A 24659-nucleotide genomic window follows, 5' to 3' on the forward strand; every position below is an offset into this window, starting at 1 on the left:
GGCCAGTGTGCGCTTCGCTAGTCGATAAGTCAACTAGTGGCGCACATCCGGAGCCGGGAACGACGAGAGCGCCGACCCCGAGTCGGGGCCGGCGCTCTCGTCTGGTGCGTCAGACGGCGGTGTAGCCGCCGTCGATGAGGTAGTAGGAACCCGTGACGAAGGAGGCGTCGTCGGAGAGCAGGAACCGGATGACCTTCGCGATCTCCTCCGGCCTTCCGAGGCGGCCCAGCGGGTGCTTGGCGACAAGGCCGTCCTTCACCTCGGCGGGCGCACCCGCGAGCAGCGGGGTGTCGATGTAGCCGGGGCCGACAGAGTTGACGCGCAGGCCCTGGGGGCCGTACTCGGCCGCGGCGTTCTTGGTCACGCCCACGACCGCGTGCTTCGTGGCGGTGTAGGCCGCGTTGCCCGGGGCGGCGACGGTGCCGTGGATCGACGCCATGTTGACGATCGCCGACTCCTCGGCGCCCGCGGCGAGCATCGCCGGGATCTGGTAGCGCATGCCGTACGCGACGCCGTTGAGGTTGATGCCCACCACCGCGTCCCACGCGTCGGTGTCCATCTCGCCGACCGGAGCGGACGCGCCGCCGATGCCCGCGTTGTTCACGGCGTAGTTGAGCTTGCCGTACGTTTCGACGGCGAAGGCAACGGCCTTCTCGCTGTCGGCGGCGACGGCCGTGTTGCCCTGGACGGCCGCGGCCTCGCCGCCCGCCTCGGCGATCTCATCGACGACGCGCTGCGCCGCCTCGAGGTTGATGTCGGTGACGACGACCTTCGCACCGAGCGACGCGAGATCCTTGGCGGTCGCCTCGCCGATGCCGGAGCCGCCGCCCGTGACCAGTGCGACCTTGCCTTCGAATGCCATTGCTGAACCTCCGGTTCCACGCGATTCGAATCCATGCGTCTGCATGAATCCCTCATTCCATCGTACGCCTGCGCCGCCCGTCGGGTACGGTTCGCGACCGGATGAATCCCGGCATCCCCACCGGTACGGAGCCGGCTCCCGGCATCCGGCTGATTGAATACTTATCGGTTCGCTGAACGCCCGCGCTGCGCCCCGAGCCGCTCCCCGCCGCGGGGAACCTCTCGCGGAAAACCCCCTCCGATGGAACGATGCATCTATGACGACCAGCACAGCCGCGCCCAAGAACGGCCTCGACCGCTTCTTCCGGATCACGGAGCGCGGCTCCACGATCGGCACCGAGATCCGGGGCGGTCTCGTCACCTTCTTCGCGATGAGCTACATCATCGTCCTGAACCCGCTCATCATCGGCACGTCCCCCGATGGCACGGGTGAGTTCCTGGGCGGCGGCGAAGGCCCGAACCTCGGGATGATCGCCTCGGCCACCGCCCTGATCGCCGGCGTGATGTCGATCCTGATGGGCGTCGTGGCCAACTTCCCGATGGCGATGGCCGCCGGCCTCGGCGTGAACGCGATCGTCGCGTTCTCGATCGCGGCGCTCCCGGATGTCACCTGGGCAGACGCGATGGCCGTCATCCTGATCGAGGGTGTGCTCATCCTCATCCTCGTGCTGACGGGCTTCCGCACCGCGGTGTTCCGCGCGGTCCCCGGCCCGCTCAAGATCGCCATCGGCGCCGGTATCGGCCTGTTCATCACGCTGATCGGCCTCGTCAACGCCGGCTTCGTGGTGGGCGGCGGCGGCACCATCCTGGCCATGGGCAACCTGGGCACGTGGCCGATCCTCGTGTTCGTGGTGGGCCTCGTGCTCGCGATCGTTCTGCACGTGCGCAAGGTGCGCGGCGCCATCCTGATCTCGATCCTCGTCGCGACCGTGCTCGCCGTCATCCTCGAGAACACGCTGCACATCGGCCAGGCCGGCGAGGACAACCCCGGTGGCTTCAACACCGCGCCGACCTTCCAGGGCGTCTTCGACGTTCCCGACTTCTCGCTGCTCGGGAACTTCGACATCGTCGGCGCCATCATGCACATCGGGCCGCTCACGCTGGTGCTGCTCGTCTTCACCGTGATGCTCGCCGACTTCTTCGACACCATGGGCACCATGGTCGCTATCGGAGCCGAGGCGAAGCTGCTCGACAAGGAGGGGAACCCGCCGAAGGCGCAGCAGATCCTCATCGTCGACTCGGTCGGCGCGATCGCGGGCGGCCTCGGCTCGACCTCCTCGAACACGGCGTTCGTCGAGTCGACGGCCGGTGTCGCCGAGGGCGCGCGCACGGGTCTCGCGTCGGTCGTCACCGGCATTGCGTTCCTGCTCGCGACGTTCCTGTCGCCGCTGGTCGCGCTGGTTCCCTACGAGGCCGCGGCGCCCGCGCTCGTGCTCGTCGGGTTCCTGATGATGACGCAGGTCGCCGGCATCGACTGGAAGAACATCGACATCGCCCTGCCGGCGTTCTTCACGATCGCGTTCATGCCGTTCACCTACTCGATCGCCGACGGCATCGGCGCGGGCTTCATCGCCTACATCATCGTCAAGCTCGCGCGCGGCCGGGCCCGCGACATCCACCCGCTGATGTGGGTCGTGGGCGCTCTGTTCGTGCTGTACTTCACGATCGACCCGATCCGCGCCGCGCTCGGCGTCTGATCATCCGGATGAGCCGCCCGCGTTCGACAGAGCGCGGGCGGCTTCTTCATGGGCGGCGCAGGGCGTCGTGCCGGGCTCGCTGTCGTGCGCGCCGAGCGGTGCGCACGCATGTGATTGGCTTAATGCCGTGAGCGAGATTCGGGTGCGCCGGGCAGCCCCCGCCGACGCGGCCGGGATGGCGAGCGTCCACGTCGCATCGTGGCGAGAGACGTACCGAGGGCTCATGCCCGATGCCGTGCTCGACGACCCTTCATTCTTGACGCGGCGGGAACGCTTCTGGGAGGCAGCGCTCACGGACCCCCGCTACCGGACGAATCGCGTCGCTGTTGCGGAACGAGACCACGAGGTCGTCGGTATCGCAATGTCAGGGGCGGCATCGGGGCCCGAGGCTCAGCTGCACCTCATCTATCTCCTGCGGCGTGCGCACGGATCAGGTGCGGGGCAGGCGCTGCTCGATGCCGTCATCGATCCCACCGAGGCGGCCTCGCTCTGGGTCGCCGATCCGAACCCCCGTGCACAGGCGTTCTACCGGCGCAATCGCTTCCGGCCCGATGGTGAGGCCAAGGAAGAAGACGGAGTTCACGAGATCCGGATGTCGCGCCCGGCTCTGCGTCGCTGAGCACCAGCGACCGGCACACGGATGATCGTGTCGGGAACCCACGCGGTCCGCGTCGGAGCGACTTCCCCATCTCCAGCGTGCGGTGCCGAAGCGATGTCACCGGTACCGGATAGCGTCGAGGGCGTGGCGAGGACGACTCTTTCGGCGGGCGAGGCCAGGCGCACGGCGCTGGCGGCACAGGGGTTCGGGCGAGCGCGCGACGGCGCGGCGAGCGGGCGCACGCTGGCCGCGGCGATCGGGCGAATGGGCGTGCTGCAGATCGACTCGGTCAACGTGTTCGCGCGCTCGCACTACATGCCCCTCTATTCGCGTGCGGGCTCGTACGACCCCTCCTTGCTCGACCGGCTCGTCTTCCGGCGCGGCACGTCCGCGCGCCCCGCTCCCTACGTGGAGTACCTGGCGCACGAAGCGGCGTTCATGCCGGTCGACCACTGGCCGGTGTGGGGGTTCAAGCGCGACCTGATGCGACGCAGGTACGGCGGTGCCGATTCGTGGGTCGCGCAGCCGCACGGCGCGGAGGTCGTCGCGAACGTGCGCGCCGAGCTGCGCGACCGAGGCCCGCTGCGTCCGTCCGAGATCGAGTCGGTCGTGCGGCGCGGTTCGCGCGGCCCCTGGTGGGATTGGGACCACGCGAAGCGCGCCCTCGAGATGATGTGGCGGTTCGGAGACGTCGCGATCGCCGGGCGCGACGGTTTCGAGCGCGTCTACGCGCTCACCGAGCACGTCGTGCCGACCTCGCTGCTCGGCACCGACCTGCCGGAGCCCGACGCCGTACGCGAGCTCGTCCGCCGCGCCGCCTCCTCCTACGGCGTCGCGACCGTCTCCGACCTCAAGGACTACTACCGCTTGCCGAGCCAGAAGGGCGTGCGCGCGGCGGTCGACGAGCTCGTCGATGCGGGCGAGCTCCTTCCCGTCGAGGTCGAGGGCTGGCGCGACGCGCGCGGCCGCGCGACCCCGGCCTGGATGCATCGCGATGCGCGAGTCCCGCGCCGGGTCGAGCACACGGCGCTGCTCACACCCTTCGACCCCGCGGTGTGGTTCCGGGAGCGGGCCGAGCGGCTGTTCGACTTCCATTACCGCATCGAGATCTACGTGCCGCAGCCCAAGCGGCAGTTCGGCTACTACTCACTGCCGGTCCTCGCCGACGATCGCGTCGTCGGGCGAGTGGACCTGAAGTCCGACCGCCGGTCCTCGATGCTGCGGGTGCAGTCGGCCTGGTGGGAAGACCACGCGGCGTCCGGGCATGCGGCCGATCGCATCGCCGACGAACTGCTGCACGCCGCCGCCTGGCAGGGCCTCGGCGGCGTCTCGGTCTCGCACTGGGGCGATGCCACCGACCACCTCGCGGCCGCGCTCGACGCCGAGCGCCACGCGCATCCGAACGCCGAGGTCAGGGCATAGCGGCACGGCTCAATGAGCCCCGCGCGGCCCGACCGGGCGGCGCGTCAGCGCACGGCGCGCACGTCCACGGGAACGGCGTTGCCGGAGACGAGCCCGGGGAGGCCGCCGCGGCGGGGCGTCGCGATGAGGGCGATGATCGTCACGAGGAGGAAGAGGCTGTCGAGGCCGGGGGTGAAGGCAGCGAGCGCCTGCCATCCGCCGATGCCGCCGACGAAGCGGAGCAGCCCGCGCAGCTGCAGCGGGCGCACGCCTCCTCGCCACGTGATCTGCACGGCCATGTCGCCGAGCGTGCGGCCGGTCACCACAGCGAGAACACCGAAGGCGACGAGCGGCACGATCTCGGCCACGACCTCGACCGTGCCCGACTCGCTCGACAGCTCGCGGCCGAGCACGATGACCCGGAAACACTGGAGCACGATCCCGGCCACCGCCGCGAGCAGCCAGAATGCGAGCGCATCGCACAGCATGCCGACCGAACGGCGCCAGAACGTGACCGGTGTCGGCCCCACTGCGTCGAGCTGCGCTTCGCCGAGCCTCGCGACGCGGCCCTTGAGTGCTATCGATAGGACGCCGCCCGCGAACGCACCGGCCGTGTTCGCCAGCAGGTCGTCGACGTCGAAGAGGCGGTACGCGCACGGGTACAGCCCCCAGACGCCCGTGCCCTGCGTGCATTCGATCGCCAACGAGATCGCGAAGCCGACGAGCGTCGACACGACGACGCCGCGGCGCCAGATCATCCGGATGAAGAAGCCGAGCGGCACGAACAGGAGCACGTTCAGGGCGACCTGCATCACGGCCGGGTTGTGCAAGAGCGCGCCGACCGACGAGTGCGGGTAGTCCCGGATGTCGAAGAGGAAGCTCAGCGGTGTCGTCTGCGCGGGGCGGCAGGCGAAGTCGCCGCTCGCCGGCAACGGCAGCAGGGTGTAAGTCCACAGCGCGACGCCGTAGACGAGGAACGCAGACCACAGCACGAGTTGGCGCAGCGTCAGACGGCCGTGACGACGGTATTGGATCGCGACGAACGGAACGAACAGCAGCACGCCGATCATGGTGCCCAGCGCGACGGCCAGGACGCCGGCGGTGACCTGTGAGTTCATCCGAACACCCCTGCTTCAGGCCGTGAACACGGTGTGCACGTCGCCCGCGTGGGCGCGGCCGCCGAGGCCATCGAGTTCCAGGATGACGGCGGAGCCCGCCACCTCGGCCCCCAGCTCCGCGACGAGGCGCTGCGCGGCGGCGAGCGTACCGCCGGTCGCGAGCACGTCGTCGAGCAGGAGCACGCGCTCCCCCGGCTTCAGGACATCCGGACCCTCGATCGTCGCCGTGCCGTATTCCAGGGCGTACGAGACGGCCGCCGCCGGCCGCGGAAGCTTGCCCGCCTTGCGGATCGGCAGCATGCCGACGCCCGTCTGCGCGGCGATGTACCCCGCGAGGAGGAAGCCGCGGGCCTCGATGCCGCCCACGATATCGAACTGCCCGCGGAACGGTGCCACGATCGCGTCGCAGACCGCGCGCATCGCCCCGCCGTCGGCGATCATCGGCGAGATGTCGCGGAAGAGCACACCCGGCTCGGGGTAGTCGGGGATCTGGGCGATCAGGGATTCGGCACGTTCCAGCGCGGCGTTCACGCAACCAGGGTAGCGAGCGCCCCTGGCAGGCCGCCCGCAGAGCGGGCGTTCGACGCATCATCCGCTTCCCGGTCGCACGGCGACCCCACAGGGTGGGGCGGGTGCGACGGCGCTCACCCCGCGCCGATCGACGCGCCCTAGGCTGGTCGCATGCGACTGACCGCCGATGCCGACGCCGAGCTCTGGGTCCCCATCACGGGGTCGATGGGCTTCAAGGGGCGCCGCCATCGCAAAACCGCCATCCGGATGCTGATGACGCAGACGCGCCGCCAGCTCGGCATGGACGGCGCAGCCGGGAAGTTCGGAGCCTGGGCGATCAGCCAGGCCGCGCCCGCGCTGATCAAGAGGGCCGACGGCCGGATGCTCGCGTGGGTGTGGCGGGACGACGCCGAACTGCTGTTCGCGATCGCGCAGACGCAGGAGATGACCGCGAACCTGCGCGCGGCGCGCGCGATGGCGCCGATGGAGTACGACGACACGGTCGACTTCCGCAACCCGCACCTCGGCACGGGCGAGAAGCTCGTGCTCGATCTGCCGCGCGACCCGAACCAGCCGCCGACCGCGACCTACACGTGGGACACGGGCACGCACCTGATCACGCTGAGCGCGATGTGCTCCGACCGCGCCCGCTTCGGCACCGTGATCGGCCCCCTCGACGACCTGGCCAGGAGCCTCCGGATCGCGGACGACGTCGAAGCCGGGGAGACCGACGTGCTGCGGCTGCCGCCGCAGTAGGCGGCGGGTACGGGCCGCCGAGTGCTGGGCTCAGGGGTGCGGCCGCCAGAGCACGACCTCGGTGCGACGGCGCACGCGCGTCGTTCCCGGCTGCAGCCGGACGACCGCGCCTGAGGTCTCGGCGGCGAACACCCTCGACCCCGGGCGGTTCTCGCGCTCGGCCTGCAGCTCGGTCTGAAGCTGTACGACCTGGTGGCGCAGTTCCGCTACTTCGTCTTCGAGGTCGAGGATCCGTTCGATCGCCGGCAGGCTGATGCCGTCGTTCGACAGCTCCTGCACCTGGCGCAGCTGTCGGATGTTCCGCAGCGAGTATCGGCGCGAGCCGCCCGGCGTGCGCCCGGGGACGACGAGGCCGAGCCTGTCGTACTGCCGCAGCGTCTGAGGGTGCATGCCGGCGAGCTCGGCGGCAGGGCCGATGCGCAGCAGCGGCGCGTCCTCGTCCACGTCGTCGAACTCGTGCATCCGCTGCTCCTCCTCGCCGCTCTCCAGGCTACGTGCCCATCTCACGCTATCTCTTCATTTCTGGCACATCTCCGGCGGTGGCCGCCGCATGAGATGTGCCAGAAATGAAGAGTTGGGCCGGCGGCTTACGCCGCGCCGGCGCGGTGGAGCCATTCGTCGCGGGGGCTCTCCGACGACTCCATCGCGCGGAACGCCTCGAGCGCCTCGCGCTGGTCGGCGGTGAGGTTGCCCGGCACCACGATCTGGACCTCGGCGAGCAGGTCGCCGGTGCCCTTCTTCGACGCGATGCCGCGGCCCTTGACCCGCAGGACGCGACCGGACGGGGTCCCCGCCGCGACCTTCAGGCGCACGGTGTCGCCCTCGAGGGTCGGAACTTCGATCGTGGCGCCGAGGGCCGCCTCCGTGAACGTCACGGGCACCTGCACGCGCAGGTTCAGCCCGTCGCGCGTGAACACCGGGTGGGGCTTCACCGAGACCTCGACGACGATGTCGCCGTTCTCTCCGCCGTTCGGCGAGGGACGACCGCGGCCGCGGAGGCGGATCTTCTGGCCGTCGGCGACGCCGGCCGGCACCTTGATCTTGAAGGACGTCCCGTCCGCGCTCTGCAGCGTGACGGTGTCGCCCTTGGCGGCCTTCATGAAGTCGAGCGTGGTGCGGGCCGTGAGGTCCTGCCCCTTCGTCGGCATGCCGAAGCCCGCTCTGCGGCCGCCGGACTGGCCGAACATCGAGAAGATGTCGTCGAAGTTCGTCGCGCCGCCGGCGCCGCCTCCGCCGAAGTGGCTGAAGACGTCCTCGAAGCCGCCAGCGCCCGGGCCGCCCGCCGTGAAGCGCGCTCCGCCGCCCATCGCGCGGATCTCGTCGTACTCGCGGCGCTGCTCGGGGTCGGAGAGCACCGAGTATGCCTCGCTGATCTCCTTGAACTTCGCCTCGGCCGCAGCATTGCCCGGGTTGGAATCCGGGTGGTGCGTGCGCGCGAGCTTTCGGTAGGCCTTCTTCAGCTCCGCGTCGGTGACGTCTTTCGACACTCCGAGCACGGCGTAGAAGTCCTTGTCGAACCAATCCTGGCTGGCCAACGTGCACCCTCTTCGTTCGGGACCGGATGGCCCTGCCGCACACGTGCGCGCGGCAGGGCCATCCGAAGGTGGTTATTCCGCGGGAACGGCGACCACGACCTTGGCGGGTCGCAGTTCCACATCTCCCAGGCGGTAGCCGACCTCGACGACCTCGAGGATCGTCGACTCGGTCGCGCCGGGGGTGGGCTGCTGGAACACAGCCTCGTGCTGCTGCGGGTCGAACGCCTCGCCCGCCTCGCCGTACTTCACGAGGCCGACCTTCTCGGCGACGCCGCGCATCTTGTCGGCGACGAGGGCGAAGGGCGAGCCCTCCTCCAGGTCGCCGTGCTTCGCGGCGCGGTCGAGGTCGTCGAGCACCGACAGCATGTTCTTCGCGACCTCGCCCTTGGCGCGGTCGATCTCGACGTGGCGCTGCTCCTCGGTGCGGCGGCGGTAGTTCGCGTACTCCGCCTGCAGTCGCTTGAGGTCGTGGAGGAGCTGCGTCTCGTAGTCGCTGTGCTCTGCCTCGGCGGCCTCTTCGGTCTGCTCCGCGTCGAGGATGTCGTCGACCGTCAGGTCTTCGCCCTCGGCGGCCGCGCCCTCTTCTGGCGCTTCGCCGGCCTCGGGGCCGGAGGCTGCTGCCTCCGACCCTTCGGCGTCGGGGCGGACCTCGTCGTTCTCGTCGGGGCCCTGATCCGTCATTACTTCTTCTCGTCCTCGTCGTCGACGACCTCGGCGTCGACGACGTCCTCGTCGGACTCGGCCGACGCGGCCTCGGGGCCCGCCTCACCGGCGGCCGCCTCGGACTGCGCCTGAGCGTAGATCGCCTCGCCGAGCTTCGTCTGCGACGCGTTCAGCTTGTCGAGCGCGGTCTTCACCGCGTCGTCGTCTTCGCCGGCGAGCGCCGTCTTGAGCCCGTCGACGTCGCCCTGGACCTCGGTCTTGACGTCCTCGGGGAGCTTGTCATCGTTCTCCGAGATGAGCTTCTCGATCGAGTAGACGAGCGACTCGGCCTGGTTGCGCTGTTCGAGAGCCTCGGCGCGCTTCTTGTCCTCGGCCGCGTTCTCCTCGGCCTCGCGGACCATGCGGTCGATGTCCTCCTTGGGCAGCGACGAGCCGCCCGTGATGGTCATCGACTGCTCGGTGCCGGTGCCCTTGTCCTTCGCCGACACGTGCACGATGCCGTTCGCATCGATGTCGAACGTGACCTCGATCTGCGGAACGCCGCGCGGGGCCGGCGCGATGCCGGTCAGCTCGAAGGTCCCCAGCGGCTTGTTGTCGCGGGTGAACTCGCGCTCGCCCTGGAAGACCTGGATCGCGACCGACGGCTGGTTGTCGTCGGCGGTCGTGAAGGTCTCGCTGCGCTTGGTCGGGATGGCCGTGTTGCGCTCGATGAGCTTGGTCATCCGGCCGCCCTTGGTCTCGATGCCGAGGGAGAGCGGGGTGACGTCGATGAGGAGGACGTCCTTGCGCTCGCCCTTCAGCACGCCGGCCTGCAGGGCGGCGCCGACGGCGACGACCTCATCCGGGTTGACGCCCTTGTTCGGCTCCTTGCCCGTCTCCTTCTTGACGAAATCGGCAACGGCCGGCATGCGGGTCGAACCACCGACGAGCACCACGTGCGCGATGTCGCTGAGCTTCACGCCCGCCTCGGCGATGACGTCGTGGAACGGCTTCTTGGTGCGCTCGAGCAGGTCGCTCGAGAGCTCCTCGAACTTGGCGCGCGACAGCGTCTCGTCGAGCGAGACGGGGCCGTCGGACGTGAGCGAGAGGTACGGCAGCGTGATCGAGGTCGAGGTCGAGCTCGACAGCTCCTTCTTCGCCTGCTCCGCGGCCTCCTTGAGGCGCTGCAGCGCGATCTTGTCGCCGGAGACGTCGACGCCGGTCGACTTCTTGAACTGCTCGATCAGGTAGTCGACGATGCGCTGGTCCCAGTCGTCGCCGCCGAGGCGGTTGTCACCGCTCGTGGCGCGCACCTGGATCGTCGAGAAGTCGTCGTCCTTGCCCACCTCGAGGAGCGAGACGTCGAAGGTTCCGCCGCCGAGGTCGAAGACGAGGATGAGCTCGTCCTCCTGGCCCTTGTCGAGGCCGTAGGCGAGGGCGGCAGCGGTCGGCTCGTTGATGATGCGCAGCACGTTGAGGCCCGCGATCTCGCCTGCCTCCTTGGTGGCCTGGCGCTCGGCGTCGTTGAAGTACGCAGGAACCGTGATGACCGCGTCGGTGACGCTGTCGCCGAGGTAGTTCTCGGCGTCGCGCTTCAGCTTCTGCAGGATGCGAGCCGAGATCTCCTGAGGCGTGTACGCCTTCGAGTCGATCTGCTGCGTCTTCCAGTCGGTGCCCATGTGGCGCTTGACCGACGACAGGGTGCGGTCGACGTTGGTCACGGCCTGGCGCTTGGCGGTCTCGCCGACGAGCACCTCGCCGTCCTTCGTGAAGGCGACCACCGACGGAGTGGTGCGCGCGCCCTCGGCGTTGGCGATGACCTTCGGCTCGCCGCCCTCGAGGACCGAGACGACCGAGTTCGTCGTTCCGAGGTCGATACCCACAGCACGTGCCATGTCTGACTCCTTCTCTCGTGAAGCTTGCTCGCGGAACTTCAGCCGCGATGACTCAAGTGTAGAACCTGAGTCGTCTGGGATCAAATTGAACTTGCTATGAGTTAGCTCAAGTTTTTGAATCCGGATGGGCGGACCAGGCGGATCCGCGCGACGATCAGGCCAGGAGGTCCGCGAGCGCGGCGGGTTCCGCGATGACATCGAGCCCCGCGATCCGCCCGCCCGCGAAACGCACGACGTACGCGGCGAGCACGGATCCATCGGGAGCGTAGACGGCCGCCGGAAGCTGGGCGACGTCGGCCCCCGCGGCGAGCTCCGCGCGCCCCGCGAACGCCCGCGCGACGGCATCCGCGCCGCGCACCCGACCGTCGAGCAGGGGCGCGCCGTGCTGCGCACCACCCGCGGCGAGCGCGACCGCCGCCTCGTCGGCCCGCAGTTCGACGTCGGGGTCCAGGAGCTGCAGGAGCCGGCCGAAGTCGCCCTCGCGTGCGGCGGCGAGGAAGGCGTCGACCGCCTGTCGCCGGCTCCTGCGCACCCGTGTCACATCGACGGCGCGGATCCGTGCGCGGGCCCGGGAGGCCAACCGACGGGCGTTGACCGACGTGCGCTCGACGATCGGGGCGATCTCGTCGAACGGCAGCCCGAACACGTCGTGCAGGACGAACGCCAGCCGCTCGACGGGCGAGAGCTCGTCGAGCACGACGTCCAGGGCGAGCGCGAGATCCTCCTCCCTGACCGCACGGGCGTCGGGCGGGTCATCCGGGGCCGCGCCGTCGTCGAGCGCCGGCTCCTCGCGCCGTGCCGACTCCCGCCGGATGAGATCGATGCACACCCGCGAGACGACCGTCGTCAGCCACGCGCCGAGGTTGTCGATGTCGCCCGCGGCTGCCCGATCGAGGCGCAGCCAGGTCTCCTGCACGGCGTCGTCAGCGGCGAACGGCGAGCCGAGGATGCGTCGTGCGATCGCATGCAAGCGCGGGCGGAAGCGCTCGAACTCCTGCGCGAGCCCGTCTGCCGACATGCGCACCTCCGTGGCGATCCGTCCCGAGTGTGTCACATCCGCGGGGCCCCGTGCGACGACGGGGTGAGACGCTTTTCCACAACACATCCGGGAGTCCCCATGTCTTCGCTCACCACCCTCCGCTCGGCCGTTCGCGGCCGCGTCCTCCTCCCCGGCGACGACGGCTTCGATGCCGCGCACCGCCCCTGGAACCTCGCCGTCGCACAGCGCCCGCTCGCCGTGGTCGAGGCCGCCGACGCCGCCGACGTCGCCGCGCTCGTCGCCTTCGCGGCCGACCGCGGCGTCCCCGTCGCGGCCCAGCCGAGCGGGCACGGCGCGACCGGCCGCGCCAGCGGCGCGATCCTGCTGCGCACCGCACGCCTCGACGGGATCACGATCGATCCGGTCGCCAGGACCGCGCGCATCGGCGCGGGGGTGCCCTCCGGCGCCCTGCAGCGCGCCGCGGCCGCGCACGGACTGACGGGGCTGCCCGGCAGCTCCCCCGTCGTGAGCGTGACGGGCGCCGCGCTCGGCGGCGGCCTGAGCTGGTTCGGCCGAGCCGCCGGGTGGATCTCGGACAGCATCACGTCGTTCGACGTCGTCGCCCCGGATGGCCGCGCCCGCAGGGTGGGCCGCGACGAGGACCCGGAGCTGTTCTGGGCGCTGCGCGGCGGCGGCGGCGACATCGCGATCATCACGGCCGTCGAGCTCGCCCTGCGCAGCGCGCCCGCGCTGTTCGGCGGGCGCTTCCTCTGGCCGCGCACGCGCGCCCGCGACGTCGTCGACGCGTTCCGCGCGATCACCGCCGACGCGCCTCGCGAGCTGACGGCGTGGCTGCAGCTCCTGCAGTTCCCCGGCGCCGAACCGATGATCGCGATCGACGCCACGCACCTCGGCGACGCGGCCGCCGGGCGCGCGCTGCTGCGCGACGCCGAGCTCGTCGGCGGCCGGATCGCCGACACCTTCGCTCCCCTGAGCACGGCGGACGTCGGCTCGATCACCGGGGAGCCGGCCGATCCGGCACCCGGCCGATCGCGCGCGGCCCTCCTCACGGCGTTCGACGCCGACGTCTTCGCGACGCACCCGACGGATCCGCTCCTCACGGTGCAGGTGCGCCACCTCGGCGGCGCGTTCGCCGACCCGACCGACAACCCGCACGGTCCCCTCGTCGAGCCGTTCGCCGCTTACCTCTTCGGCGTTCCCGCGACGCCCGAGGTCGACGAGGCGATCCGTGCCAGGCAGACATCGCTCCTCGACGCCCTGTCGACGAGCGGGCGCGCGCCGATCAGCTTCCTCTCGCCGTCCGAGTCGCTCGCGGACGCGCTCCCGCCCGCTTCGCTCGAGAGGCTGCGTCGCCTGAAGGCGGAGCGCGACCCCGACGACCTCATCCGGGGCAACTTCGCGACCGCGGGGTGATCGCGCGCGGGGGCCCGCCGCGACCGGATGGTCTCGGCGGGCCCCCGCGCGGCGCCGCTACTTCTTCGTCGGGCGGATGGCGGAAGGGTAGGGCGGGGCGTCCTTGCGGTGCCGGCGCCCGCTGATGATTCCGAAGACGAGCGAGCCGACGATCAGGGCCCACAGCACCCAGTCGATGGGGCTGCGCGTGAAGAACACCGTCAGGTCGCCGCCGGACGCCTGCATGCTGTCGATGAAGTTCTTCTCGAGGTCGCGGCCCAGGATGAACCCGATCAGGAAGATCGTGATGTTCACGCCGATCTTCATGAAGATGAAGCCGATCACGCCGAAGATCAGCGCCGTCCAGACGTCGAACATCACGCCGTTGTTGATGGCGTAGGCGCCGAGCACGCACATCACGAGGATGATCGGGAACAGGATGTACTTCGGGATCTCGATGATCTTCGCGAAGTACCGGATGGCGATGAACATCATCACGAACATCACGACGTTCGCGATCAGGAGCGAGAGGATCATCCCGTCCCACAGCTCCGGGTTGTCGGTGATGAACAGCGGGCCGACCGCGATGCCCTGCAGGACGAACGCTCCGAGCAGCACGGCCGTCGTGCTGTCGCCGGGGATTCCGAGAGAGAGCAGCGGCACCATGGCACCGCCGGTGAGGCCGTTGTTGGAGCCCTCGCTCGCGATGATTCCCTCTCGGGACCCGTGGCCGAGCTTCTGCGGGTTCTTCGAGAAGTTCTTGGCCTGCGAGTACGACACGAGCGACGCGGCGCTGCCGCCGACGCCCGGGAGCACGCCGATGCCCGTGCCGATGAGCGCCGAGCGGAACAGGTTGACGACCTGCCCCTTGAAGTCGCGGAGGCTGAACCGGTCGCCGCTGCTTTTGCCGCCCCTGCCCTTCGTGAGCGAGATCTTGTTCGACGTGTCGGCCTTCAGACCCTGCTCCGCGTTGCGGAGGATCTCGGCGATGCCGAACAGCCCGATCAGGACCGGCAGGAGCGAGAAGCCCTCCCAGAGATAGTCCTCGAGGAACGGAGGCACGAGTCGGAGCTCGTTGTTCGTCGGGAAGACGCCGATGAGGCTGACCATGACGCCGAGCGCACCGCTGAACAGCGCGGGGAGCATCTTGCCCTCGGCGATCGATGCGATCACCGTCAGCGCGAAGATGATGATGAGGAACTTCTCGACGGGGGTGAAGTTGATCGCGAGCGTGCCGAGCACGGGAGCGAAGAAGTACAGCACGATGAGGCTGACGAGCCCGCCGACGAGCGAGGCGGTGATGCCGATCTTCAGCGCGCGCTTGGGCTGCCCCTTCTGCGCCATGGGGTACGCATCGAAGGTCGTCGCGACGGAGGACGGCGTTCCGGGGATCTTGAGCAGAGCGGCGGGGATCATGCCGCCGCTGATGCCGCCGACGTACAGACCGAGCAGGAGCGCGAGCCCCTCGGTGAGGTCCATCCCGAAGGTGAGCGGGAGGAAGACCGCGAGCGCCATCGTCGCGGTGAGGCCCGGGATGGAGCCGAAGATGATGCCGACGAAGACGCCGAAGATCACCAGCAGCACGGACATGGGCGTGATGATGTCTGCGATATCCATGCGCGCTCCTTACGGGAGGGTGATGTCGAACAGCTGGCCGAAGACGAACCAGATGATGGTCGGGGTGAGGATCGCGTTCAGGGCGACGCCGATGATCGCGCGCGGTGTGAACACCGGGCGCAGCACGAACGACACGGCCGCGATGAAGAGGATGCTCGAGATCAGGAACCCGAGCGGATCCAGCAGGAAGACGTAGGCGATGGCCAGCACGAGCGTGCCGAACAGCTTCTTCCAATCGAATCCGGCGTCGAAGAAGCGGCGCCGCTCTCGCGGTTCACCTCTCTTGCCCGCGCGGTTCACGACGAGCGAGATCAGCTTCTGGATGCCCATCGCGACGAGCAGCAGCACGAGGATCCCGCCGATGGCATAGGGGAAGACCAGGTGGTAGCTGTCGAACGGGATGTCGAGGGTGAGGAGGTGTCTCATGTGCGTGGATCCCTAGGAGTGCGGCAGGGTCGCTTCGGCGCGGCCGCCGAGCGGGGCCGCGCCGAAGTCGGGTCAGGACGCGAGGTCGTTGAAGTCGGGGGCCTGGTCGATCAGGCTCTCGAGCCGGTCGCGCTTCGCCTCGATGTACTCCGTGCTCTCGTCCATCGGCACGTAGTTGGTGAGGAAGTTGTTCGCGGTGAGCTCCTCGACGTACGCGTCGGACTCGACGGCCTCGGCCGTCGCCTCGTCGAGCGCGGAGGCGAAGCCCTCATCGATCTCCTTCGGCAGCAGCGTGAAGAACTCCTTGTCGAAGGTGAAGGGCTCACCGTCGACGGCGATGCCCATCTCGGCGAAGGTCGGGATGTCGTAGCCCTCGACCCGCTCGCTGGCGGTGATGCCGAGGAACTTCTCGCGCACCTTGGCCTCGACGTCGTCGCCCGTGTACTGCTCGTTGCCGCCGATCGATCCGTAGACGATGTCGACGTTGCCCGCCCAGAGCGCCTGGTTCTTCTCCTCGTCGGAGCCGGTCGCGAACACCTTGATCCGCTCGGCCACGTCCTGGCCGTACTCGTCGGCGACCCAGATGTAGAACGCGTCGAGCGAGAGCTCGGACGTGCCGCCGGCCTCGACCGCGAACGTGAGCTCCTCGGATCCGTTGTCGGCCAGCCATTCCGCCGCCTCGACCATGTCGTCGTACGGCGCATCGTGCGCAGCGAGGAAAGCGGCACCCGGGTTCGTCGAGACGACGGGGCCCACCGTCCAGTTGTCGAGCGCGAACTTCTCGGGCTGGCTGCCGTACTTGACCGACAGGTATGCCATGTCGTGGAAGAACATGATCGTGCTGCCGTCGTCCTTGGCCTTGTCGAGCGCCTGGAACGCCTGATTCGCGCCGATGGCGTCGGCCTTCATGTCGACGTCGAGGGCTTCGCCGACGTTCTCGGTGAACGCGTGCGCGTTCTGGTAGGTGTCGGCCGTCGTCGAGCTCGAGCCCAGCACGACGCGGACGCGGTTCACGTCGATGCCGCCGTCCTCGCCGCCACCGCCGCCGGAGCAGGACGCCAGGCCGAGAGCCATCACGGGCGCGGCGATTGCCGCAGCGATCTTCAGGGACTTCTTGTTCATGTCACATCCTCGTCGGGACGGGCACGAGTTCCCGGTCGGGGGTGCCGCGGATGCTCTGTCGAATCGGCGGCGGGGACCTCGTTGTCCGTGGTGCAGGTACGGGTGGTTCGGTCCGACACTAGGCACGCGCGCCAATGCCCGTCAAAGGCCCAATTCGCATGGCGTGATACCTTCGCGACATCATGTTCACGCTCGATCAGCTCCGGTGCTTCGTCGCCGTCGCGGAGGAGCTCCACTTCGGCCGCGCGGCCGAAGTGCTCCGGATGACCCAGCCGCCGCTGAGCCGACAGATCCAACGACTCGAGGAGCAGCTCGGCGTCGTCCTGCTCGAGCGCGACAACCGGCGGGTCTCGGTCACCGAGGCGGGGCACGCGTTCCTGCGCGAAGCACGCGGGATCCTGGCGGCCGCAGAGCGCGCCCCGGAGACGGCGCGGGAGATCGCATCGGGGCGCGCCGGCGTCCTGCGCATCGGCTTCACGGCCGCGAGCGCCTACAGCGTGCTCGGCCCCCTGCTGTCCCTGTTCGATGAGGAGCTGCCGGGGGTACGCGTGGAACTCGAGGAGCTCGTCACGGTGCCGCAGCGCCAGGGCGTCCTCGCGGGGGAGCTCGATCTCGGGATCGCCCGACCTCCGTTCGATCCGAAGGTCTTCGGCATCCGGCGCCTCCTCACGGAGGACCTCGTGCTCGCCGTGCCGAGCGGCCACCCGCTCGCCGAATCGACCGAGCCGCCGTCGAGCGAGCAGCTCGGTCGCGAGAGCCTGATCATGCCCGATTCGGGCAAGGCCTGGTACTTCTACGATCTCGCGGTGCGCGTGCTCCCGTTCGACCGCACGCAGGAGGTCCACACCGTGAGCCAGGTCACGACGATCCTCACGCTCGTCGCGGCCGGCCGCGGCATCTCGTTCGTTCCGGCCTCGGCACGCACCCTCGGCATCCGGGGCGTCTCGTTCGTTCCTCTCGGGCCCGCGGCCGAGCGCATCGTCGAGCTGGATGCGATCTGGAACCCCGACAGCACGAATCCGGCCCTGCACAGGGCGCTGCGCGTGCTCGAGGCGCATCCGGACTTCCTGTAGGACAGATTCGCAATCTGTCTGATAGGCTCGGGTCGCACTCGAGGAGGAGACCCATGACCTACGCACCCGACGCCATCCGGTCGATCGAACTGTCAACGCTGCGCCTGCCACTGTCCGTGCCGATCTCCGACGCCAAGGTCTTCACCGGACGGCAGAAGCCGATGACCGAGGTGATCTTCCTGATCGCCGAGATCTCGACGGAGCAGGGCTTCACCGGCCACGGCTTCAGCTATTCGAAGCGCGCGGGCGGACCTGCGCAGTACGCGCACGCCAAGGAGGTCGCGGGCGCTGCGATCGGAGAAGACCCCAACGACATCCAGAAGCTGTACACGAAACTGCTCTGGGCCGGCGCGTCCGTCGGCCGCTCGGGCGTCGCGACACAGGCGCTCGCCGCGATCGACATCGCCCTCTACGACCTGAAGGCCAAGCGCGCCGGGCTGCCGCTGTCGAAGCTGCTCGGCGCGCATCGTGACTCCGTGCGCACCTACAACACATCGGGCGGATTCCTGAACGCCTCGATCGACGAAGTGCGCATCCGCGCGACGCAATCGCTCGAGGAGGGCATCGGCGGCATCAAGATCAAGGTCGGGCTGCCCGACAGCGCCGAGGACCTGCGCCGCGTGCGCGCCGTCCGCGATCACATCGGCGACGACGTGCCCCTCATGGTCGACGCGAACCAGCAGTGGGACCGCACGACGGCGCTGCGCATGGGCCGCCGGCTCGAGGAGCTCGACCTCGTCTGGATCGAGGAGCCGCTCGACGCCTACGACGCCGAGGGCCATGCGGCGCTCGCGCTCGCGCTCGACACCCCGATCGCGACCGGCGAGATGCTCGCATCCGTCGCCGAGCACGAGCGCCTCATCGAGGCCCGCGCGTGCGACATCATCCAGCCCGACGCGCCGCGCGTCGGCGGCATCACGCAGTTCCTGAGACTCATGACGCTCGCCGACCGGGCCGGCCTCGACCTCGCCCCGCACTTCGCGATGGAGATCCACCTGCACCTCGCGGCGTGCTATCCGCGCGAGCCGTGGGTCGAGCACTTCGACTGGCTCGACCCCCTGTTCGAGGAGCGCCTCGAGACGCGCGACGGCCGGATGATCGTGCCCGATCGCCCCGGTCTCGGCATCACGTTCAGCGACCAGGCGCGCGCCTGGACCACCGAGCGGGTCGCGATCGGGGCCTGATGGCGCAGTCACGAGGCGAGCAGATCGCAACCGAGCTGGCCGGGCGCATCGTCAAGGGCGATATCGCCCCCGGCGAGCGCCTGCCCAGCGAGGCCAAGCTGACGGCCGAGTTCGACGCCAGCCGCTCGGTCGTGCGGGAGGCCCTGCAGCGCCTCCAGACGCAGGGCTACGTGCGCACACGCACGGGGTCGGGCAGCTACGCTCTGACGCCCCCGAGGTCGGTCGGCGACGACGATTGGCTGTCGGCGAAGGGCCCCGCGGAACGGGCCGAGCTGCACGCCTTCCGCACCGCGATCGAGCAGGAGGCGGCGTCGCTCGCGGCGCGTCGGCGCGCAGACGCGGACCTCGCTGCCATGGACGATGCCCTCGCACGACTCGCGTCGGCGTCGCTGCCGGCCGAGACCGTTGACGCCGACTTCGCGTTCCACCGGGCTGTGGCCGCCGCGTCCGGCAATCGATTCCTGCTCGAGGCGATCGACCGGATCGGCGCACGCGCGATCGTGCTGCCCGAGGCGCGCATCGCCGCCGCCGAGCGCGACCCGGCGGCCGCCGCCGTCGTCACGGCCGAGCACGCGGCGGTCGCGGACGCGATCCGCGCGGGCGACCCGACGGCCGCGGCCGCGGCGATGCGCGCGCACCTGTTCGCGTCGGCGAAGCGCCGGGACGCGGCGTAGGGCGAGCGCCCGCCGTCAGGCGGTGAAGGCGGGCACCGCGTCGAGCAGCATCCGGGTGTACTCCTCCTGCGGGTTCGTGAACAGCGCACCGGTGTCGCCCGATTCGACGAGCACCCCGTGTTTCAGAACCGCGACACGATCCGCGTTCTCCGCGACGACCCCGAGATCGTGCGTGATGAACATGTAGGTGAGCTCGCGTTCGCGCTGAAGGTCGTCCAGGAGCCTGAGCACTTGCGCCTGCACTGAGACGTCGAGGGCCGAAACGGCTTCGTCGAGCACGATGAACTCAGGGTCCAGCGCCAGGGCCCGAGCGATCGCGACGCGCTGCCTCTGCCCACCGGAGAGCTCATCCGGGTAGCGATCGAGCATTCCGCCGGGCAGAGCAGTCTGATCGGCGAGCTCCCGCGCACGCAGAGCGCGCGACGCCTTGTCGCCTTCGCCGAACGACAGCAGGGGCTCCGTGATCAGCTGCTCGATCGTCATCCGGGGGTTCAGCGAGTCGAAGGGGCTCTGGTACACCATCTGGAAGCGACGGCGCAGTTGTCGCAGCTCCTCACCTTTGGTCGTGGTGATGTCCGCGCCGCCGTACGAGATCGACCCCGCGGTCGGGTCGTCCAGGCGCAGCACGAGCCGTGCGAGCGTGCTCTTTCCCGAGCCGGACTCGCCGACGACCGCGAGCGTCTCCCCGCGACGAACATCGATCGACACGTCGTCGACGGCCGTGAGCGATTTCCGGCCGCCCTCACCCTTCGGCAGCGGGAAGATCTTGGTCAGGTTCCGGATCGACACGATCGGCTCATCCGCGAAGGCGATGCGCTCACGCGTCGCCTCGGCACGGCGCTCGTGGCCGTGCATCCGCGGCGCCGCGTCGATCAGGGCCCGCGTGTACTCGTGCGACGGCTCGGTCATCACCTGCGCCGCAGGGCCGGAGTCGACGACTTCACCCTTGCGCATCACAACGACCGTGTCGGCGCGTTCAGCGGCCATGCCGAGATCGTGCGTGATGAGCAGCACGGCGGTTCCGAGCTCTTCGGCGAGGTGCGCGAGGTGGTCGAGGATCTGCTTCTGGACCGTCACATCAAGGGCGCTCGTCGGCTCATCGGCGATCAGGAGCGCCGGCTCAGCCGCGAGCGCGCCGGCGATCAGGGCGCGCTGCTTCATCCCGCCCGAGAACTGGTGCGGATACTGCTTGGCGCGCTCGGCCGGGTACGTCAGCCCGGCCATCTCGAGGAGCTCGACGGCCTTCTCCTCCGCAGCGCGCTTCGAGCCGAGCCCGTGCACGACGAGCGGCTCGGCGACCTGCACCCCGACCTTCCGAACCGGATTCAGGCTCAGCGCAGGATCCTGCGGCACGAGCCCCATCACGCGCCCTCGCAGATCCCGCCACCGCGCCTCGCTGAGGCCGCGCAGGCTCTCACCGTCGAACGCGATTGTGCCTTCCCGCACTTCCGCGTTCGGAGCCAGCAGATTCATGATCGTCTGAGCCACGGTGCTCTTGCCCGAGCCCGACTCGCCGACGATCGCGACGACCTCGCCACGGCGGACGGTCAGGTCGACGCCGCGCACCGCATCGACTTCGCGGTCGCCGATGTAGTAGCTGACCCGCAGCCCTTCGACGCGCAACAGCGCCTCGGCGGCAGGTGCCGTGTTCGCTTCGACCATCTAGCCGTCCTCCTCGTTGAGCGCTGGCGATGACCATCTCACACTAAGGACGCGGATTCATCCGATCAACAGCAAGATCCGCATAGCTATATGCAGGACCCGCATCGATCAGGCCAGGCCGTCCCGCGCCTCGTCGATGAGGGCGAGGACCGCTGGCACGAGAGGGTTCTGGTTCTCGACGCTCCACGCGACGTCGAGCTCCACCTGATTCACGCGGTCCGAAGGGTCGTTCTCTGCCACGGGCAGGAGGACGACGGCGCTGGGACAGATCCGCGACGCCGAGGCGGGGACGAACGTGACGCCGAGCCCGGCGCTGACGAGCGCGAGGAGAGTCGGCACCTGCCCGGCGTACTGCGCGATGCGCGGATGCACGCCGCTCGCGACGAACATCGACAGCATCAGGTCATGGAAGTAGCGCGCGACACCCGGTGAGTACATGAGCATCGGTTCGTCGATCAGGTCGATCAGCTTCACCGGTTCGCCGCGGTGCGCGATGTCGGACTCGCCGGGCACCGCCGCGACGAGCTTCTCCCGGTACACGGGGCGTGTCCGGATCTGTGGTCGGCTCAGCAGAGGCCGCATGATGCCGATGTCGACGGTACCCTTCTCGATCGCCTCGACCTGCTCGACCGTGACCAGCTCTCTGAGCAGCATCGTCGCATCCGGGAAGGCCGCCGAGGCCTTGCGCAGGAGCTCAGGCATCACGGCCTGCCCTCCCATCGCGGTGTACGCGATCGTGATCGTCCCCGACGCCCCTTGGCCCACCGACCTGACATCGGCGACGGCTTTCGCCGCGAGATCGATCAGACGCCGCGCGTTCGGGAGCAGCGCCTTGCCCGCCTGGGTCAGCTCGACGCGGCGGCTCGTCCGGGCGAACAGCGGTGTGTCGAGCTCCCGCTCGAGCTGCTGGATCTGCCTGCTCAGCGGCGGCTGCGTCATCTTCAGCCGGTTCGCCGCCGCGCCGAAGTGCAGCTCCTCGGCCACGGCGATGAAGCACTCCAGCTGCACGAGAGAAAACATCCATCCACTCCCCGTATTGATCTGTGCACACTTTGGCTTGCGCCGTCATCAATATCGACCATAGCGTCGGGCTGAGCGCACAACGATGTGGAGATGAGATGTCAGAGGAGATCTTCGTGGCCGCACCTGCGGGAACGGCCGTGGGAGACAACGCCATCCGGGACATCCGGATCACCCCCGTCGCATTCGCGGACCCGCCGCTGCTGAACACCGTCGGCGTCCACGAGCCGTTCGCGCTGCGCGCCATCGTGCAGATGCGCACGGGCGGCGGCGCTGTCGGCCTCGGCGAGACGTACGGCGACGCGGCGCACCTCGCGCGCCTCGCCCTCGCTGCCGAAGCAGTGCTCGGCGGCGACGTGTTCGCGGCGAACGACATGCGCACCCGCGTCGCGAGGGCCCTCGCGCAACGGTCCGTGACCGGCGGGCACGGCATGTCCGGGATGGTCACGGGAACCAGCACGGCCGACCGCGTGCTGAGTCCGTTCGACGTCGCCGCCCTCGACATCAGAGGCAAGATCCTCGGAGTGCCCGTGAGCGAGCTGCTCGGCGGCCGCGTGCGGGGGCGCGTTCCGTTCAGCGGCTACCTCTTCTACAAGTGGGAAGGACACCCCAGCGCCGGTGCGGACCGCTGGGGCCCGGCACTCAATCCGGAGGGGATCGTTGAGCAGGCGCGGAGCTTCATCAACGGCTACGGCTTCGGTGCGCTCAAGCTCAAGGGCGGTGTCTTCGCACCCGACGAAGAAGCTGCGGCGATGCTGGCCCTGCGCGAGGCATTCCCCGAGGTGCCGCTGCGAATCGATCCGAACGGCGCTTGGAGCGTGGACACATCCGTTCGCATCGCCGACCGTTTGAAGGACGTGCTCGAGTATCTCGAGGACCCGACGGTCGGGCTCGAGGCGATGGCCGAAGTGCGCCGCCGGACGTCGCTCCCCCTCGCCACGAACATGTGGGTCGTCGCCTTCGAGCACATCGCAGAAGCGGTGAGGCTCGGCTCGATCGACATCGTGCTCAGCGATCACCATTTCTGGGGCGGGCTCGAGCGCTCCAAGCTGCTCGCCGGCATCTCCGAGGCCATGGGCTGGGGGCTGTCGATGCATTCCAACTCGCATCTCGGCATCAGTCTCGCGGCGATGACCCACCTCGCGGCCGCAACGCCGGTCCTCGACTATGCGTGCGACACGCACTGGCCGTGGAAGCGCGAGGACGAGGACGTCGTGGCACCCGGAACGTTCGCGTTCGACGGCGGCGCCCTCGCCGTGCCGAACGACCCGGGCCTCGGCGTCGAGCTCGACACCGAGGGCCTCGAACGCCTCCACCGCCAATACATCGACTGCGGCATCCGCGAACGCGACGATACGGGGTATATGAAGCGGTTCGACCCGTCGTTCGAGAACACGGCCCCGCGATGGTGAGGCCCTTGCGCATCGCCGTCACCGACCCGATCATCGCCGGGTTCGCCGAGCATCTCGAGCGCACTGAGCGCAGGCACTCATGGCACTACGCCGCGGATTTCCCCTCGAAGCGCGCGGCGACCGATGGCGCCGACGTGGTCGTCTGCTCAGTCCTGACGCCGCAGGACATGCCGATCACCCCGTCGGCCCGGCTCCTCCACGCCTCGGGCGCAGGCATCGACCGGATCGACCGTGAGGCGATCCCCTCCGATGCTGCGATCTGCACGACGGGGCACCACGGCCCCGCCATCGCGGAGCACGTGATCATGACCGCCCTGATGCTGCGGCGGCGCGCCCTGGAGGCGGACGCGCAGATGCGCAGGGGCGAGTGGCGTACGGTCGCGACGGCTCCCGGCACGCCGTTCCACCGCACGCTGGCCGGTTCGACGTTCGGCATCGTCGGCTTCGGTGAGATCGGCCAGGCCGTCGCACGGCTCGCGGCCGGTTTCGGCGCACGCATCACGGCGACCCGGCGCCGACCGGAGGCGCCGCTGCCGGAGGGCGCCGCTGCCGACCGCGTATACGCAGACGACGGGCTCGAGGAGATGCTCGCGGAGAGCGACGTCGTGGTCGTCACGGTACCGCTCACCGACGAGACCCGCGGGCTGATCGACTCCGCAGCGCTCGCGGTGATGAGACCGGATGCCGTGCTCGTGAACGTCGCCAGAGGACCCGTGGTGGATGAGGATGCACTCTTCGACGCCCTCGTATCCGGTCGCCTCGCCGGTGCCGGGATCGACGTGTGGTGGGGCGCCCCGGACGGCACGACGCCGCCGGCATCCGTCGCCCGATTCGCGGCGCTGGGCAACACCGTGCTGACGCCGCACTTCTCGGGCCACGCGCGCGAGGTGTTCGAACAGCGCGCCGCCGATATCGCCCGGAATATCGATCTCCTCGACCGCGGCCAGCCCCTCGAACGCCGGGTCCACTGAAGGCACTGATCCGACGGCTCGGGCGCTGCCGATGACCGCCCGCGGCAGCGATGGATCGGTGCCCGAACTCGGATCCCGGTGCTCTCGCGCTGG

23 protein-coding genes are annotated in these 24659 nt (G+C 69.5%); 10 read left to right on the forward strand and 13 right to left on the reverse strand.

Going from position 1 to position 24659, the window contains the following annotated elements; genetic code table 11:
- Nucleotides 1-109: 109 nt before the first annotated feature.
- Entirely contained in the window at nucleotides 110-862 is a 753-nt protein-coding gene (locus C0010_RS11300; protein WP_105567196.1) for an SDR family NAD(P)-dependent oxidoreductase, read from the reverse strand.
- A 256-nt stretch (nucleotides 863-1118) separates the two neighbouring features.
- On the opposite strand from C0010_RS11300, the gene C0010_RS11305 reads away from it, so the two are divergent.
- The 3 genes from C0010_RS11305 to C0010_RS11315 all read left to right on the forward strand — a co-directional run bounded on the left by C0010_RS11305 (nucleotide 1119) and on the right by C0010_RS11315 (nucleotide 4578).
- Complete coding sequence (locus C0010_RS11305; protein ID WP_105567197.1) at nucleotides 1119-2558, forward strand: NCS2 family permease; 1440 nt, start codon at nucleotides 1119-1121, stop codon at nucleotides 2556-2558.
- 127 nt (nucleotides 2559-2685) lie between these two features.
- Nucleotides 2686-3177 carry a GNAT family N-acetyltransferase gene (locus tag C0010_RS11310; RefSeq protein WP_232531921.1) on the forward strand — a complete coding sequence of 164 codons (492 nt, stop codon included), beginning with the start codon at nucleotides 2686-2688 and terminating at the stop codon, nucleotides 3175-3177.
- A gap of 123 nt (nucleotides 3178-3300) precedes the next feature.
- Complete coding sequence (locus C0010_RS11315; RefSeq protein WP_232531922.1) at nucleotides 3301-4578, forward strand: winged helix-turn-helix domain-containing protein; 1278 nt, start codon at nucleotides 3301-3303, stop codon at nucleotides 4576-4578.
- Nucleotides 4579-4622: 44 nt separating this feature from the next.
- Here the strand turns inward: C0010_RS11315 and C0010_RS11320 are convergent, their stop codons facing one another.
- Nucleotides 4623-5675: a VanZ family protein gene (locus tag C0010_RS11320; RefSeq protein WP_105567200.1), complete on the reverse strand. Its 1053-nt coding sequence runs from the start codon at nucleotides 5673-5675 to the stop codon at nucleotides 4623-4625.
- A gap of 15 nt (nucleotides 5676-5690) precedes the next feature.
- Complete coding sequence (locus tag C0010_RS11325; RefSeq protein WP_105567201.1) at nucleotides 5691-6206, reverse strand: adenine phosphoribosyltransferase; 516 nt, start codon at nucleotides 6204-6206, stop codon at nucleotides 5691-5693.
- A 150-nt stretch (nucleotides 6207-6356) separates the two neighbouring features.
- Here C0010_RS11325 and C0010_RS11330 point away from each other — a divergent pair, with 150 nt between their 5' ends.
- The gene (locus C0010_RS11330) at nucleotides 6357-6941 is read left to right on the forward strand and encodes a hypothetical protein (protein ID WP_105567202.1); all 585 of its coding nucleotides are present in this window, start codon (nucleotides 6357-6359) and stop codon (nucleotides 6939-6941) included.
- A 30-nt stretch (nucleotides 6942-6971) separates the two neighbouring features.
- On the opposite strand, the gene C0010_RS11335 is transcribed toward C0010_RS11330, so the two are convergent.
- From C0010_RS11335 to C0010_RS11355, 5 genes are all read right to left on the reverse strand, one after another.
- On the reverse strand, nucleotides 6972-7403 hold the full coding sequence (locus C0010_RS11335; RefSeq protein ID WP_105567203.1) for a heat shock protein transcriptional repressor HspR: 432 nt from the start codon (nucleotides 7401-7403) through the stop codon (nucleotides 6972-6974).
- A gap of 125 nt (nucleotides 7404-7528) precedes the next feature.
- Nucleotides 7529-8476: a DnaJ C-terminal domain-containing protein gene (locus C0010_RS11340; protein ID WP_105567204.1), complete on the reverse strand. Its 948-nt coding sequence runs from the start codon at nucleotides 8474-8476 to the stop codon at nucleotides 7529-7531.
- A 72-nt stretch (nucleotides 8477-8548) separates the two neighbouring features.
- Entirely contained in the window at nucleotides 8549-9157 is a 609-nt protein-coding gene (locus tag C0010_RS11345; RefSeq protein WP_105567205.1) for a nucleotide exchange factor GrpE, read from the reverse strand.
- Nucleotides 9157-11013, reverse strand: coding sequence for a molecular chaperone DnaK (gene dnaK, locus C0010_RS11350; RefSeq protein WP_105567206.1), 1857 nt, complete (start codon nucleotides 11011-11013; stop codon nucleotides 9157-9159). The genes C0010_RS11345 and dnaK overlap by 1 nt, the downstream gene beginning before the upstream one ends.
- A 154-nt stretch (nucleotides 11014-11167) precedes the next feature.
- Nucleotides 11168-12031 (reverse strand): sigma-70 family RNA polymerase sigma factor, encoded by an 864-nt coding sequence (locus tag C0010_RS11355; RefSeq protein WP_105567207.1) that lies wholly within the window; start codon nucleotides 12029-12031, stop codon nucleotides 11168-11170.
- 99 nt (nucleotides 12032-12130) lie between these two features.
- On the opposite strand from C0010_RS11355, the gene C0010_RS11360 reads away from it, so the two are divergent.
- Nucleotides 12131-13426, forward strand: a complete 1296-nt coding sequence (locus C0010_RS11360; protein ID WP_105567208.1) for an FAD-binding oxidoreductase — start codon at nucleotides 12131-12133, stop codon at nucleotides 13424-13426.
- Between the two features lie 57 nt (nucleotides 13427-13483).
- Here C0010_RS11360 and C0010_RS11365 read toward each other — a convergent pair whose 3' ends face one another.
- The 3 genes from C0010_RS11365 to C0010_RS11375 form a co-directional block, all read right to left on the reverse strand.
- Nucleotides 13484-15022 carry a tripartite tricarboxylate transporter permease gene (locus C0010_RS11365; RefSeq protein WP_105567209.1) on the reverse strand — a complete coding sequence of 513 codons (1539 nt, stop codon included), beginning with the start codon at nucleotides 15020-15022 and terminating at the stop codon, nucleotides 13484-13486.
- Between the two features lie 9 nt (nucleotides 15023-15031).
- The gene (locus tag C0010_RS11370; RefSeq protein WP_105567210.1) at nucleotides 15032-15448 is read right to left on the reverse strand and encodes a tripartite tricarboxylate transporter TctB family protein; all 417 of its coding nucleotides are present in this window, start codon (nucleotides 15446-15448) and stop codon (nucleotides 15032-15034) included.
- Between the two features lie 72 nt (nucleotides 15449-15520).
- Entirely contained in the window at nucleotides 15521-16570 is a 1050-nt protein-coding gene (locus C0010_RS11375; protein WP_105567211.1) for a type 2 periplasmic-binding domain-containing protein, read from the reverse strand.
- 182 nt (nucleotides 16571-16752) lie between these two features.
- Between C0010_RS11375 and C0010_RS11380 the strand changes: the two genes are divergently transcribed.
- Genes C0010_RS11380 through C0010_RS11390 form a run of 3 tightly spaced genes read left to right on the forward strand, consistent with a single transcriptional unit; the run spans nucleotide 16753 to nucleotide 19501 of the window.
- Nucleotides 16753-17643: a LysR family transcriptional regulator gene (locus tag C0010_RS11380; protein WP_105567212.1), complete on the forward strand. Its 891-nt coding sequence runs from the start codon at nucleotides 16753-16755 to the stop codon at nucleotides 17641-17643.
- A gap of 53 nt (nucleotides 17644-17696) precedes the next feature.
- Nucleotides 17697-18827 (forward strand): L-talarate/galactarate dehydratase, encoded by a 1131-nt coding sequence (locus C0010_RS11385; protein WP_105567213.1) that lies wholly within the window; start codon nucleotides 17697-17699, stop codon nucleotides 18825-18827.
- Nucleotides 18827-19501, forward strand: a complete 675-nt coding sequence (locus C0010_RS11390; RefSeq protein WP_105567214.1) for a FadR/GntR family transcriptional regulator — start codon at nucleotides 18827-18829, stop codon at nucleotides 19499-19501. Before C0010_RS11385 ends, C0010_RS11390 begins: the two co-directional genes overlap by 1 nt.
- Before the next feature lie 15 nt (nucleotides 19502-19516).
- Here the strand turns inward: C0010_RS11390 and C0010_RS11395 are convergent, their stop codons facing one another.
- Both C0010_RS11395 and C0010_RS11400 read right to left on the reverse strand, forming a co-directional pair.
- The gene (locus C0010_RS11395; RefSeq protein WP_105567215.1) at nucleotides 19517-21163 is read right to left on the reverse strand and encodes a dipeptide ABC transporter ATP-binding protein; all 1647 of its coding nucleotides are present in this window, start codon (nucleotides 21161-21163) and stop codon (nucleotides 19517-19519) included.
- A 108-nt stretch (nucleotides 21164-21271) separates the two neighbouring features.
- Nucleotides 21272-22183: a LysR family transcriptional regulator gene (locus tag C0010_RS11400; RefSeq protein WP_105567216.1), complete on the reverse strand. Its 912-nt coding sequence runs from the start codon at nucleotides 22181-22183 to the stop codon at nucleotides 21272-21274.
- Between the two features lie 116 nt (nucleotides 22184-22299).
- On the opposite strand from C0010_RS11400, the gene C0010_RS11405 reads away from it, so the two are divergent.
- Nucleotides 22300-23595, forward strand: a complete 1296-nt coding sequence (locus tag C0010_RS11405) for an enolase C-terminal domain-like protein (RefSeq protein WP_232531923.1) — start codon at nucleotides 22300-22302, stop codon at nucleotides 23593-23595.
- A complete protein-coding gene (locus C0010_RS11410) occupies nucleotides 23589-24566 on the forward strand; it encodes a 2-hydroxyacid dehydrogenase (protein ID WP_105567218.1) in 978 nt (325 codons plus the stop codon). Before C0010_RS11405 ends, C0010_RS11410 begins: the two co-directional genes overlap by 7 nt.
- Nucleotides 24567-24659 lie beyond the last annotated feature (93 nt).

Source organism: Microbacterium halophytorum, assembly GCF_002970975.1.
Taxonomy (GTDB): Bacteria; Actinomycetota; Actinomycetes; order Actinomycetales; family Microbacteriaceae; genus Microbacterium; species Microbacterium halophytorum.